Source organism: Pleomorphochaeta naphthae, from assembly GCF_055396005.1.
In genome coordinates, this window is record NZ_AP042457.1 from 1,709,219 (window position 1) to 1,722,805 (window position 13,587).

13 protein-coding genes are annotated in these 13,587 nt (G+C 27.9%); 5 read left to right on the forward strand and 8 right to left on the reverse strand.

From position 1 onward, the window contains the following. The 5 genes from ACZ5SO_RS07790 to ACZ5SO_RS07810 all read right to left on the reverse strand — a co-directional run bounded on the left by ACZ5SO_RS07790 (position 1) and on the right by ACZ5SO_RS07810 (position 5,654). Positions 1-1,170, reverse strand: coding sequence for an ABC transporter substrate-binding protein (locus ACZ5SO_RS07790; protein ID WP_464627807.1), 1,170 nt, complete (start codon positions 1,168-1,170; stop codon positions 1-3). Positions 1,171-1,452: 282 nt separating this feature from the next. After that, entirely contained in the window at positions 1,453-2,580 is a 1,128-nt protein-coding gene (locus ACZ5SO_RS07795; protein WP_464627808.1) for an ABC transporter substrate-binding protein, read from the reverse strand. A gap of 14 nt (positions 2,581-2,594) precedes the next feature. Beyond that, positions 2,595-3,365 carry an ABC transporter ATP-binding protein gene (locus tag ACZ5SO_RS07800; RefSeq protein WP_464627809.1) on the reverse strand — a complete coding sequence of 257 codons (771 nt, stop codon included), beginning with the start codon at positions 3,363-3,365 and terminating at the stop codon, positions 2,595-2,597. After that, the gene (locus tag ACZ5SO_RS07805) at positions 3,362-4,447 is read right to left on the reverse strand and encodes a FecCD family ABC transporter permease (RefSeq protein WP_464627810.1); all 1,086 of its coding nucleotides are present in this window, start codon (positions 4,445-4,447) and stop codon (positions 3,362-3,364) included. The genes ACZ5SO_RS07800 and ACZ5SO_RS07805 overlap by 4 nt, the downstream gene beginning before the upstream one ends. Before the next feature lie 229 nt (positions 4,448-4,676). Next, positions 4,677-5,654 carry an AraC family transcriptional regulator gene (locus tag ACZ5SO_RS07810; protein WP_464627811.1) on the reverse strand — a complete coding sequence of 326 codons (978 nt, stop codon included), beginning with the start codon at positions 5,652-5,654 and terminating at the stop codon, positions 4,677-4,679. 623 nt (positions 5,655-6,277) lie between these two features. On the opposite strand from ACZ5SO_RS07810, the gene ACZ5SO_RS07815 reads away from it, so the two are divergent. From ACZ5SO_RS07815 to ACZ5SO_RS07830, 4 genes are all read left to right on the forward strand, one after another. Further along, the gene (locus ACZ5SO_RS07815) at positions 6,278-6,721 is read left to right on the forward strand and encodes an HTH domain-containing protein (RefSeq protein WP_464626031.1); all 444 of its coding nucleotides are present in this window, start codon (positions 6,278-6,280) and stop codon (positions 6,719-6,721) included. An 11-nt stretch (positions 6,722-6,732) separates the two neighbouring features. After that, positions 6,733-7,641 carry an IS3 family transposase gene (locus ACZ5SO_RS07820; protein WP_464626030.1) on the forward strand — a complete coding sequence of 303 codons (909 nt, stop codon included), beginning with the start codon at positions 6,733-6,735 and terminating at the stop codon, positions 7,639-7,641. Between the two features lie 159 nt (positions 7,642-7,800). Then, positions 7,801-8,823: an NHL repeat-containing protein gene (locus tag ACZ5SO_RS07825; protein ID WP_464627812.1), complete on the forward strand. Its 1,023-nt coding sequence runs from the start codon at positions 7,801-7,803 to the stop codon at positions 8,821-8,823. A gap of 268 nt (positions 8,824-9,091) precedes the next feature. Beyond that, positions 9,092-9,985 (forward strand): DMT family transporter, encoded by an 894-nt coding sequence (locus ACZ5SO_RS07830; protein ID WP_464627813.1) that lies wholly within the window; start codon positions 9,092-9,094, stop codon positions 9,983-9,985. A gap of 18 nt (positions 9,986-10,003) precedes the next feature. Here ACZ5SO_RS07830 and ACZ5SO_RS07835 read toward each other — a convergent pair whose 3' ends face one another. Genes ACZ5SO_RS07835 through ACZ5SO_RS07845 form a run of 3 tightly spaced genes read right to left on the reverse strand, consistent with a single transcriptional unit; the run spans position 10,004 to position 12,328 of the window. Then, positions 10,004-10,759 (reverse strand): ABC transporter permease, encoded by a 756-nt coding sequence (locus ACZ5SO_RS07835; protein WP_464627814.1) that lies wholly within the window; start codon positions 10,757-10,759, stop codon positions 10,004-10,006. Then, positions 10,752-11,432, reverse strand: a complete 681-nt coding sequence (locus ACZ5SO_RS07840; RefSeq protein ID WP_464627815.1) for an ABC transporter ATP-binding protein — start codon at positions 11,430-11,432, stop codon at positions 10,752-10,754. The genes ACZ5SO_RS07835 and ACZ5SO_RS07840 overlap by 8 nt, the downstream gene beginning before the upstream one ends. After that, positions 11,432-12,328, reverse strand: coding sequence for an ABC transporter substrate-binding protein (locus ACZ5SO_RS07845; protein WP_464627816.1), 897 nt, complete (start codon positions 12,326-12,328; stop codon positions 11,432-11,434). The genes ACZ5SO_RS07840 and ACZ5SO_RS07845 overlap by 1 nt, the downstream gene beginning before the upstream one ends. Before the next feature lie 249 nt (positions 12,329-12,577). Between ACZ5SO_RS07845 and ACZ5SO_RS07850 the strand changes: the two genes are divergently transcribed. After that, a complete protein-coding gene (locus ACZ5SO_RS07850; RefSeq protein ID WP_464627817.1) occupies positions 12,578-13,489 on the forward strand; it encodes a UbiA family prenyltransferase in 912 nt (303 codons plus the stop codon). The last annotated feature ends 98 nt before the right edge of the window (positions 13,490-13,587 follow it).

Consider the following 13,587-nt stretch of genomic DNA (forward strand, 5'->3'; position numbering starts at 1 on the left):
TTAATATTCTCCTTCAATTGCTGAATATGTGAAAAGGCCTTGTTTTTCTAAATCAAAATCAAGTTTTTGAAATCTTGTTAAATATTCTTGATGCATTTTTTTTGGATCTAAATCACTAAATAGATCTGGATGAAACCATTTTGCCAAGTAAACAAGACTTATAAACCAAGAATCTTCGATTAAATCTCCATATATTAAATGTACATTCTTATTTTTTACTGCATCACTGTTTTCAAAAGCAACTTGCTCATTTAAAATATTATTGATTAAATTATTTGCATTTGTTTCATTGTTTATCCCATAACCTAATTCCGGATTTGTTTTGTAAACATAGCACTCCCGTATTATTAGAGGAGGATTTTGTTTAATAATCCACTCGGGATCTACATCAATCCAATCCCCTGGTATATTAGAGGTAATACTTTTACCCCCAGCTGCCATAATCAAATCATTCCTTAAAAAATTATCTTTACCAAAAGTTCCATATGGTGGAGGATCACTGAGTCCATATTCTCCACCGTAGTAGACAAAGACTTCTTGGTAATCTTCATAATCTAATGTTGAAATTCGTCTCTCAATTATATCAGTATAGCTTTTTATCCAATTAATAAATTCATTTGCTTCAGCTTCCTTATCTAAAATTGCACCAAGCTTTTTATAAGATTCTAGTGAATTAAAAGTTAATTGAACTATTGGTATTTCCGAGGTGATAACATCTTTTAATTGTTCAAGATAAAAAGGTCTTGATAAAATTAAATCAGGTTGTAATTGAAGAATCAATTCTGAATCAACTGCTTGAGAATCTTCAGAAATAATTGGTAATTTTGATAATTTAGGGAAAAATGTAGCATTTTTTTTAACATACGAATTACTTGCTACAACTAAATCTTGTGCATCTAATGCTCTTATGGAAGATAAAGCTGACCCCATATCATGTACTATAATTTTTCTTATAGGTTTTTTTATTGTTACTTGATTATCATAACTATCGATAAGTGTTATATAATCATCTGTATCAGCAATTAGCCAATCATACTGATTATCTTGCCCCTTAACTAAAGTATTTTGAATTGAATTATTTACAACTTCTTTTTCGCCTTTTGCAAAAGAAAAATTAATAACACAAACACCTATCAACAAAAAAACTATTAATTGTTTTTTTTGTCGCATTTATTTCACCTCCCAAATATATTTATTTTTCTTACTTTTATAAGACTTAATAATAAAAATAAATTCTAATTTTTATTAGCTCATTCTAACTTTATTTCAAAAATATTTAATTAAAATATTATTCTTAATTTTTATTTAAAATCTTATACATAAAATATTTATAGTTTAAATTTAATACAAAATATTTTTTATGTTTATTAGTTATAGCTAACATTCTATTTATAAAAAAAGACTTTTCTAATAATAAAAAATAATCGCTTGATAGATACAATCATAATATTATCATTTTACTTTTGGATAAAAGAAAACTCCGCTCTCAGATAAATCTACATCTAAACCTAAAAATTTATTTAAATATTCTTGATGAATTTCATCTGGATCCATATCTTTAAATAAATCAGGATGGGATGCTTTTGCATAATATGCAAAACTAATAAACATCCTTAGAGAGGCTGTTAGATCAGAACTTATCATATATACTCTTTTATTTTTCACAGCTGAACTTTCACTTAGACAGTCTATTGCTTTTACCTGATCTATATGATTTTGTATTGGTGTGGTATCTGTTACATTAAGTCCAAACATGCTAGGATTTGGATCATTTATAAAAAGGATATCGAAATCATTAGAGGCAATCCATTCAGGATTTAATGATGTCACCCATCCTCCTTGAGAAGGAGTGTTAGCTGTATAATTTATAAACCCTGCTGCTTTATTTCTTAAAGGAACAAAGTCTTGTTCATCGCTAAATGACATTAAATCTTCAACATCACCATATCCCATTTTATAAAATGCCACTGGTTTTTCTTCTTCACTAAGTTTTCCTGTTTTATCTAATAATCTATTTATAATGCTATTATACCATTCTATGAAATCTTTAGATTCATTTTCTTTTCCTAACACCTTACCTAATACATCCATACTAAATTCTACTTTTTCAGGCAAAAAAGTTTTTACACAGACAACTGGAATAATTTTATCTAATTTACTTATCAAATCTTCTAAACCTGGCATTGGAATAACTTCTAGAATCAACACATCAGGATTTAATTGATATAATAATTCCATATTTATATCTGTATAAGGAGAACCCATTATAGGTGTCAAAGTAGGGATTTCTTCTAAATTAGGGAAAACACTACCATCATTTGTATAGCCATCACGAGCTACTACCATATCCCAGCCCCCTAGTACTTTAATTGCTTCTCCTGTAGCCATATGGGTAAAAGCAACTTTTTCTACTGGTTTATTAAATGTAACTTCACGACCTAATATATCTGTTACAGTAAAACTTTTAGAATCATCTTTGTTAGATAAGGATATATCCTCTTCAACTCCTTGAGCTGCAATAATATTTAGTGTGAATAAACTTAATATAAAAAACAAAATATGTTTACGCATTTTTTTCATATAATTCTCCCAAATTATTTTATTCTATTTATAGGATTGACCATAACAACCCCATCTATTTCATGTATTTTAGCCTCAACCTTATATACATCTTTTAATGAGGCTTGTGTCAAAGTTTCCTGAGGCTTTCCTTGTGAATAAATCTCACCATCCTTTAACATTATTATTTTACTTGCAAACCTACTTGCCATATTCAAATCATGAATAACCATAACTGTAGAAATGTTTTTTTCTTTAATTAAAGTTGAGAGAATGTTAATTACTTCTAATTGATGAGCGATGTCGAGTGCAGATGTTGGTTCATCGAGAAGTAATACCTCTGGTTCTTGTGCGAGCGCCCTAGCTATTATCACCCTCTGCTGTTGTCCTCCTGAAAGGCTATCAAAGCGTCTCATTGCTAAATCATTTAATTCTAGTTCATGGATAACTTTAATAACAATCTCTATGTCTTTTTCGTTTGGACTATATGAGTAATATGGTTTCCTTCCCAACAATATTGTATCAAAAACTATATCCCCAAATAGTTGATCGTTATTTTGTGCAACATATCCTATTTTTTTAGCTATCTCTGACTTAGAAAATGCCCTTGAATCTTTTCCATCAAATAAGATGGTTCCACTAGATTGTTTGTGTAACCCTTCTATACATTTTGCTAAGGTACTTTTACCAGATCCATTTGGACCAATAATACAAATTAATTCTCCTCTACCAACTATAAAATTAATATTTTTTAGTATTTCTTTTGTACCATAGCAAAAGTTAAGATTATCAACCTCTATTATCATATGCTCTTTCCTTGTCTTTTTATTATTAAATAACCAAATAAAGGTACTCCTAAAAACGCTGTTATAGCTCCAACTGGTAGTAATATTGGAGATAAAACTGTCCTAGCTATACTATCTGCAACTACTAAAAACACAGCTCCTACCAAGCCTGAGGATGGGACTAAAACTTTATTATCGCTTCCTACAAGCATTCTTACTATATGAGGCGAAACAAGCCCAATAAAACCAATAGTACCTGTAAAACTTACAACTGTTGCAACCATAATTGTGCAAACAATCATTGTAAAAATTCTGGTACCTCTAACATTTATCCCAAGAGATTGAGCTGATTCATCTCCTGTATTCATAACATTTAAATCGCTAGATTTATAAATTAATAAAAAATAACAAATTATAACAATTGGAGTTGTAATCTTCAAATCTATCCAATCGGCTTTACCTAAATCTCCAACTGTCCAAAACACTGCTGATTTGACAGCATCTGAATCTCCAAAATATTGAATCAAGGTTGTTAAAGCTTGAAAAAAGAATAGAAGAGCTAAACCACTTAATATCATCATCTGTGAATTCGAATCTTTTCTCAAAGATATTATTAATATTAAAAGGGTTGATATTAAAGAAAAGATAAAGGCATTCCCTATTATTAAAAAAGGTCCACTAAAAAATCCTATACCAAATATTATTGCAAGAGATGCTCCAAATCCTGCAGCCGAACTTATTCCTAACATATAAGGGTCTGCTAACGTATTTTTTAAAATTACTTGCATTACAGCACCTGATGAGCCTAAAGCAAGGCCAACTAATACTCCCATCAAAGTCCTAGGCAACCTGATTTTCCATATTATTAACTCGCTAGTTTTTAAATCTGCATCTACTAATAAGGAAGGGAAAATCTTTTTAAAAATTATTTTATATATATCTAAAAACTTAATATCAGCAGAACCAAAGGTTATTGTTATACCAATTAAAACTATTACTGTTGGAATTAATATAATTACAAATAATCGTTTTTTAGCTCTGTGTTTTCTATATAATATTAACAAATCATTATTACTATTTTTTATTGCATAACTATTTTTCATTCTCCCCCCAATTAAGCAACTTTATTTAATTATTTATCTAAATTATGGCATTTTGGGATATGGAATATTTGATTAGAAAATTTAGAGGAATTTTCTAAACTATATATCTTAAATTTACTACTTTTTTGCATGAGCCCCCCAATAATTAATTCAAGATAAAGTTATCATAAAATGTTAATCACTTCTAACAAAAATAGTCATAAATTTATACAATTTAGACAAATTTAACTTAAACTCTATTTTTGTATTTAGAGGGGAGAATACCAAATTTACATTTGAAGTCATGAGAAAATTGACTTGGATTACTATAACCAATGGAAAAAGATACATCAATTATTGATACATTAGGTGATTTAAGCATTTCTTTTGCCTTTTCTAATCTATAATTCTTTATATAACTAGAGGGCCCCATTCCATATAAATATTTGAACAGTGTTTTTATATAGGTTTGAGAGATATTAAATTTTTTTGACAATTCTACTATTGTATAATTTTGTGTCCAGTTGCTTTCCAAAAAATATTTAATTCTTTCAACTTTATTTATAATATCTGGATTATAGTTTATTTGAGCAATTTTTTTATATTTTTGATAATTTATTATAGTATCTATAAACAATTCTATACCTTTTATCTTCAACATAGGAAAATTTTCTTCTTTTCTAAAAGCTTCAAATTCTATAAGTAATCTACTTGTATGTGGATCAGTTTTACCAACAAGAATTTTCCCCATGTTACACAATTGATTTAAATAATCCTTAATTACGACCTCTTCAAGCGAAAAATGCCTTCCAAGCTCATATAATGAAGTACAATAACAAAATAATGATATATGCTCTAACTCATTAATATCTTTATTAACAGTTTCTAATAAGCATCTTCCTGAAAAATAGATACTAACATTTTTTTTAAAATCAATACTTGTATTATCCTTGAGTTTAAGCTTTGAATTTCCAGATAAACAATGACTAACAATTAAAGCATTTTCTTTGTATTTTGTTTCCATATAATTTGAAGTAGGATTTAACTCTCTGTAGTTATTATAAAAAATAAAAACATTAGGAAATATTTCATACATGATAATAAAACCTTTACCAAACTTTTTGTTTAACTGTAATTTTACAACATCTTTATTTTTTGAAGAGACAACAGTTGTATAATTAGAAATAAATGGCTCTTGAATTAACTTCTCAATTCTTTTGTTTAGCAAAACCGCTCTCCTCAAAATTATCACTCATAATTCTATTAGTTGATTAAATAATATTAGTTGAAATTGTAATGTTATTTGATAATTTATTATTTTTTAAAATTTTATCTACTTTTTTCCTATTGTTTTATTCTATTAAATTGTTAATCTTATATAACAAAATTATATGTCATTTTATTTATAAATGAAAGATTTAATTTAAAATAAATTAATATTTTTTAAAATTTTTACTGAAAAGGTTATTTTGTCAAAATTAGTTTAAAAAGTTAATTTGTGTAAATTTTAAAACACTCCAAATAGAAGTACTTTTATAAATATATATTTCTATCTTTTTGGAAACTGTCCTGATTTAAATCGTAAAAGCCTAAATTAATTTTCCTAAAATAGCATAATGTTTATTTTATTAATTAGCCTTATATATAGTTTTACAGTTTTTTTTATTATTTAAGTTGTATAAAAATATAATAATATAATCTTATTTATTTTTAAATAATATACATCAATCTAATTGAACCGGCACGGAAAGTTTAGACATTTAAATAAAACTTAATCGCCCCTAAGTACCACATTGAATCATATATTTAGAAAAGATTAGTTATGGTATACTAGTCTTGATGGAGATTTAGATGGGTAAAAGGTACTTTAGTGAAGAAGAAATTGCTAAATTAAGAGCAAATGAGTATGTTGAAAAAGTTAGTGAAAAATCAATTAAATATACTTTGGAATTTAAAAAGGAATTTTGGAGAAGATATCAAGGTGGCCAATCACCAGAAAATATATTTCTTGCTTTAGGTTTTGATTTAGATATTATTAATCGAGAGAGAATTTATGGATTAACTAATAATGTTAAAAGACAGGCTACAAGAGCAAATGGATTTGAAGACACTAGAGTTAATAATAAAGGAAGACCTAGAATTAAAGAACCAATATCTGTTGAAGAGAAATTAAAAGCTCAAGAATTAGAAATTAAAAAACTAAATCAAAAGTTGGAATTTCTAAAAAAAAACATCATGATAGAGGAAAAATATTCACTATCGCGACAGCAGAGAAGGAAGAAAAAAAGAAAATAATACAAGCACAATTGCTAGATCCGGATAATCTATTAACAGTTGAAGAATTATGTGGGGTAGCGGCAATATCAAGAGCTGGTTATTACTATTGGCTTAATTCTAAAGATAATCGTGATGCAAGAGAGTCAAAAGATAGATCTGCATTTGATATAATATTAAATGTCTATAAGCATAGAAAGTTTAAGAAAGGTTCTAGACAAATCTATATGGTACTAAGAGATACACCAAATAAGATGAGCTTAGAAAAGATAAGAAGATTGATGAAAAAATATGGATTATTTTGTCCAATTAGGAAAGCTAACCCATATAGAAAAATGCTTAAAGCAACACAAACAAGTACTTATGCTAAAAATAGAGTTCAAAGAAAATGGGGAGATTATGGACCTGGAGAGTTATTAACAACAGATATTACTTATATGTATTATGGAGTTAATAGAAGTAAAAAAGCCTATTTATCAGTAATAAGAGATGCTTGTACAAAACAGGTATTATCATTTGTATTGTCAGATAATTTAAGAGAAGAGTTTGTACTAGAAACTGTTGATCAATTAATAGATAGATATGGAAGCCAATTAAGTAAACATGTTATTATCACAAGTGACCAGGGTGTACATTACTCTGCAAGAGAATATAGAAGAAAATTAAAGAAGTATAATATTAAACGCTCTATGAGTAGACGTGCGAACTGCTGGGATAATTCGCCGCAAGAAAGCTTTTTTGGTCATATGAAAGATGAGATAAATATTACAGAATGTAATAAATTTGAAGAATTAAAATATTGTATTAATGAGTATATGAATTATTACAATAATGAAAGATACCAATGGGATATTTGTAAAATGACTCCTAATCAATATAATAAGTATTTGAGGAAAGGCCATTACATAATTCCTGGAAAAGGCAAAGCTAAAGTTGCATAATTACAACTTTAACTTTTGGATAATGTGGTATACTAGATTAAGTAAAATTAAGTTTGTCTAAAAAAGGCGAACCAGTTCATAATATTATGTATATTATTTTTAATATTTTAGAAATATATGGTAGTATATAAATAAGTAATTGTGTTTTGGAGGTTGAACATGAAAAAAAGCATTAGTTTAATTGTAATTACTATTTCTACTATTATAATAATGACTTCTTGTCCTTTGATTAATAATTTGCTGCAAGGAAGTATAGGTGGAGATGGTGGAGGGCCTGATTTATTTTATGGCATGGTTGAGGTTAATTTAGCTGGAGATGAAAATGACAATATTTATCTCGCATCTTGGGAGAAGGGTAAAATTGTAGATCTTAAAAATAAAAGTTACATTATAAGTATATGTGCTACACCACATGGGTTAGCAACAATTGATGGAGAAAATTTTTGGGTATCTGACTTAAATCAAGAAAAAATAACTAAATATAATGTATCTTCAATAACTACTTCTTCTCACTCCTTTGAAGGTGATTCACAACCTGTTAATATTCTTATAGCAGATGATAAGATGTTTGTAGCAGATAGAAATAAAGATAAGATTATACAATTTGATTACGTTTCTTCAACAGATACTATTGATATAAATACTAGTGTTGAATATGACTTAACAGAATTTCTTGACTTAAATTTGGCAGTAGGATATATAGATATGGTCTATGACTCAACAAAATTATATATTGCAAGTGATGAATTTAAAGGCTATATAATAATTGATTTTGCCTTAGATGATACCGATGAGAATTTTATAACTGCTGTATCTTTAGATGACCTTGATGCTGGAGTTATGGGTATTGCTATTGAAAATGATTCTATTTATCTCAACACTGGAAACAAATTATATCTAAAAATAGATGATGATTTATATCTTTTAGATGAAAATATGTCAGCAACGTCTACTTATGACTACTCAAGAGATTATGTTGATCTCGTTTTAACAGATAAAGGATATGGAGATAATATAACAGCTAATTCATCTAAATATTTATATGTTGCTGAAGGTATAAATTCAGATGTAGCAGAAGGCTATGTCCACCATGTAATTAGATATGATTATGTTGTTGACACTGAACTAGATGAATGGGATAGATGGCAATTCGGAGCTGTCATTGATGACTTTTCTTTTTAGTTTAGATATTAGGGTTTATAATTTATAGGCCCTTTTTTTAACTCTAATTACAAAATATTATATAATTTTAATGTCACCTTATATTTTAGTTCTCATTAATACCGTTCAACCAAACATTAAGTTATTCTTCTTTACTAATAACTTATAATAGTGTTTTAGTCTAAACATTATTAAAAATAATATTAATAAGAATACTTTTACAAATATTATTGAAATTATAATTCAAAGCCTCTATCCTACTTCTAAATTTCATTTGGGACAATATAATATGAGTAACCTTTTGTTTGGTCAAATTCTTGCTATAATTGTAGCAATTACATCTGCTGAAAAGTCTTTAATTTTTTCCTACTTAGGGAAAAATGTTTCAACAAGAGCTACAGTACATATAAGACTTTGGATTGCTTTCCCTCTTATATTAATTCTTACATTTTTAACAGAAGGCTCTGATTTTTTATTTGCTCCAATCCACACTTGGATAATTTTATTATTATCTGGAGTCATAGGATATTTTATTTGTGATTCTTTTGCTTTTTGGGCTTACACTAATATAGGGGCTAGGAAATCAATGGTAATTATGACATTGAATCCTATCTTTCACTCTATTTTATCTTATTATTTCTTCAAGGAATCTCTAACAGTTATTCAAATGGTTGCATCCCTAATTACAATTAGTGGAATTATTATTTTAGTATTAAGTAAAGATAAAAATATTAAAGAAACAAACAACAACTTAACTAAGGGTATAATTTTTGCCTTTCTTGGTGCTATTTCACAATCCGTTTCTAATATTTTAGCTAAAAGTGCTCTTTCAACTCTTGGGCCTTTAGGGACAAATTCAATTAGGATAATTGGAGGTTTTGTAGCTGCTGCTTTATTTTCTCATTTTTTTAGGAAAGAATTTCTTAAAGACTTTAAAGCTTTTAATTCTGCTAAAAATCTATCTTTGCTTTTTCTAGCTACTATTAGTGGACCTATTATTGGAATAACTGTTTTATTATATGCTTTTAATTTCGCCCCAGTAGGTCTTGTTACTGCTATTGCACAAATAAGTCCAATTTTTATCCTCATGTATGAATTAATTGTTCAAAAGAAGAAGATAAAATCCTTAGAAGTTATTGGAACTTTAGTATCTGTTCTTGGAGTTTTTATACTTTTTATATAATTAATAAAAGTTTTTGTATTAACTTCTATTACTAGGAGTTACAAGTTTCCATGGCATTGTTTTCTTTTCTATTATTTCTATTGTTTTATATAAGAAAATACCCAAAAGGCTTATAAATACTATCCCAGTGTACATTTGTAGATAATTAACCATTATCCAACTGTTCATAATATAGTAGCCTATTCCATAATCGGTGGCAAAATTTTCACTGAAAAATAATACAGATAAGCTAATGCCTACTGATATTCTTAAGGTAGAAAAAATGCTTGGCAAGATGCTAGGAAAGATTATATCTACTAGAACTTGATGGTTGCTTAAGTGATATGCTTTTGCTAGTTCTACAAAATTATAATTAATTTCTGCAACACTATCTTTTATCATCAAAACTGATGGAAAAAATATAACCATTGATACTATTAAAATTTTACTTAAATCACCTATACCAAATAACACTAAAAAAATTGGCAACAATGCTATTTTGGGCACTGGTTGAAATAGGTAAATAATTGGAGTTAATAATTTGTTTGCAGAGTTTTTCAATCCCATTAATATTCCTAAAGGAATAGCAATTAATAAGGCTAATAAAATGCCTGTTAATACTCTATAAAGGCTAACTAATAGATGTATTAAAACTTGTCCTCTAATTAACTCTGTAAAAACTTCTTTTAAAACTAAATGAGGAAAAGGTATAATTGGCATGGAAATGCTAAAAGCTAAGATATACCAAGGTATTAACAATAATAATGCCCCTTTAATAAAATAACCTTTATTCATTTCCTCTTCCTTTAAATGCTAATCTAACTTTCTTAACATTTTCAAAATATTGTTTGCTTAGTCTATCGGTGCCTTTTGTATCAATATCTATTAATTCTTGGCCAAAAACTATTACTCTATCCCCCATATATACTGCTTCTTCTATATGATGAGTAACAAGAATAAAACTCATTTCAAGATCTTTTGATAACTTTAAAATTATATCTTGAAGAGATTCTTTTGTTAATTCATCTAAACTAGCTGTAGGTTCATCTAAAAGTAAAAGCTTTGGATGCCTAATTAATACGCGAGAGAGTGCTACTCTCTGCCTCTCACCACCACTTAGCTGGGAAGGATATTTATTTTCATGACCACTGAGCCCTACCATATCTATGTACTGCTGTACTGGCAGGTTTTTGTCTAAGCCTAATAAAATATTATCTTTTACAGTTTTCCATGGTAAAAGTCTATCCTCTTGGAATAATAAGCCAATATCTTCTTGCCTTATTCTATCTAGCTTTATAGTACCTTGTGAAAGTTCTTTCAATCCTTTAATACAATAGAGAAGGCTTGTTTTACCACATCCACTGTGGCCAACTATACTTATATTATTTCTACCTTCAATCCTTAGATTTATATCTTTAAATACTGGTTTTGAATCATAATAAAAAGATGCCTTCTCTATGTTTATCATTATTTTACAAACCTTCCATCTAAGATATCATCTGCAGTAATATCATATGTTTTTCCTACTAAATTTTCAGTCCAATCAATTAATTCAGATACAAACTCTTCACTTGGTAGTGTTGGTTCATTATATTCAGGTAAGGTTATTGAATCTCTAACTTGAGGTGGAAGTGTTGATATATTTTCCATCAATACATCTCTTGCTAAAGATGGATCTTTTTGAATATCTTCTACAGCTCTAGCATAAGCTTTAGTAAATAGCTCTATGGATTTAGATTTTTCTGATATGGCTTTATCTGTAAATGCTAATATATCAAGGCTCTCACTTGGAATACCATCATAAACTATTTTAATTAAACCATTCATCTCTCCAACTGATGCAACAGGTTCTGGAATTAATCCTCTTTCAGTTTCACCTGTACTAATTGCTTCTAAACGAGTAGGTATCGAATTAATAAAAATCTTTTCAAAATTATATTCATCTTTAAGATATTGTTCTACTAAATAATTTGAAACACTAATTTCCATAGTTCCAACTTTGATATCTTTGTCGTCAATATAATTTGGATTTACTAATAATGGAAACATACCATCTGTTGCAAAAATTCCTTTTAGACCAAATCCTTCTGCATTATTTGTAATTAGTGCAACTAAGTCTGTCATTGCCCCATCAATTTCATTAGTTTGTAAGGCTGTTTGCCTATTTTGTGCATTTGAGAAAATTTGTAGGTTTACTTCTAAACCTTCATCTTCAAAATACCCATTTTTTTCAGCTAACATAATGGGAGCTATATCAACTGCTGGCATCAACCCTATGTTTAGAGCCTTTGTTTCTTCTTTAGAACAACTAATACTAAGTAGAGATACAATCAATAATATGCTGATTATAAGTTTATTTTTCATTTTTATTCCTTTTTGTAAATAGATATAATTGTATCTAAAAATATACTAAAACTATTAATTGTTTCAAGACTATAACATAATAACAAAGCCTCATAATCTATTTTATTTACTATAAATTTAGAAAATAAACTGTTTAATATAGATATAAAACTAATTAAATTCAGCAGTTAAGAGACTTGACCTAAAATAAAGTGAATGATACAAACTAACAACAACGACAAACATTGAAAGGACAAAAAATTATAAAATATGAAACAAGTTAAATCATTTATAAAAAATTATTGGATAGCTTTAAGGGTTTTTTCTCTTAGCCTAGCTTTTGCATCAACAGCCTTTGGTATCATAGCTGCATATATAAATGGGTATTTTGAAGGACAGAGCACTTCTTATATGGTATTTCTAGTTACTATAATAATGATTGCTGGTTTAGCTTCACAAGCTGGAGCAAACTTAATTAATGACTTTTTTGAAGGAAGTTTTAAATATCCTCCCCAAGGAACTAAAACGATGAGATTTTTGAAGATGGAACGCAGTTACTTTGATGTTTTTGTCTTTATCTCAGGTATTGGAGTTCTACTATTAGCTAGCGCTATCGGTTTATATTTAATATATAGAACAAATATATGGATGTTAGTTATAGGTCTAGCTGGAATCATTGGATCTTATGCTTACACAGGAGAGCCTTTTGTTTATAAAAGGAGAGGGCTTGGAGTTCCTCTTTCTTTCATTTTAATGGGGCCACTTATGAGTTTAGGCTCTTATTATGCTATAGCTGGTTCTTTTGCATGGACACCTATTTTAATTAACCTACCAACCTCTTTTTTAATCCCTGCTCTTATGATTAGTAATGAAATGAGAGATTTTTTGAGAGACCAAAAATTTGCTATGGGAACTATGACTGTTAGGATTGGAGATAAATTAAGTAAATTTATTTTTATTTCTTTGGTGGTTGGTGTCTATATTTTAACAACCATTTATGTTGTTTTAGGATATTTCCCTATTTATTCTTTAATTAGTTTTGTAACTCTACCATACGCTATAAAAGCTATTAACAATGTTAGAAATTATAAAAACTTAGGTATAAGAAATACAACAAAAGTTCATTTTTATTATAGCTTAATTGTAATGATTTGCTTTATTGTATCATTCATTATTGAATAAAGTTATTAATTTGCTTCATTTAGTATTAGAGATTTACTTTCTTTTCTATTTTTAATAGATTTAAACTTTCTACCTTGTGATTATTTAAATCTCAATAA

Bases quoted from the DNA above. Each gene is read 5' to 3' on its own strand.
- ACZ5SO_RS07790 (WP_464627807.1), bottom strand. From the start codon at position 1,170: ATGCGACAAAAAAAACAATTAATAGTTTTTTTGTTGATAGGTGTTTGT.
- ACZ5SO_RS07795 (WP_464627808.1), bottom strand. From the start codon at position 2,580: ATGAAAAAAATGCGTAAACATATTTTGTTTTTTATATTAAGTTTATTC.
- ACZ5SO_RS07800 (WP_464627809.1), bottom strand. From the start codon at position 3,365: ATGATAATAGAGGTTGATAATCTTAACTTTTGCTATGGTACAAAAGAA.
- ACZ5SO_RS07805 (WP_464627810.1), bottom strand. From the start codon at position 4,447: ATGAAAAATAGTTATGCAATAAAAAATAGTAATAATGATTTGTTAATA.
- ACZ5SO_RS07815 (WP_464626031.1), top strand. From the start codon at position 6,278: ATGGGTAAAAGGTACTTTAGTGAAGAAGAAATTGCTAAATTAAGAGCA.
- ACZ5SO_RS07825 (WP_464627812.1), top strand. From the start codon at position 7,801: ATGAAAAAAAGCATTAGTTTAATTGTAATTACTATTTCTACTATTATA.
- ACZ5SO_RS07830 (WP_464627813.1), top strand. From the start codon at position 9,092: ATGAGTAACCTTTTGTTTGGTCAAATTCTTGCTATAATTGTAGCAATT.
- ACZ5SO_RS07835 (WP_464627814.1), bottom strand. From the start codon at position 10,759: ATGAATAAAGGTTATTTTATTAAAGGGGCATTATTATTGTTAATACCT.
- ACZ5SO_RS07840 (WP_464627815.1), bottom strand. From the start codon at position 11,432: ATGATAAACATAGAGAAGGCATCTTTTTATTATGATTCAAAACCAGTA.
- ACZ5SO_RS07845 (WP_464627816.1), bottom strand. From the start codon at position 12,328: ATGAAAAATAAACTTATAATCAGCATATTATTGATTGTATCTCTACTT.
- ACZ5SO_RS07850 (WP_464627817.1), top strand. From the start codon at position 12,578: ATGAAACAAGTTAAATCATTTATAAAAAATTATTGGATAGCTTTAAGG.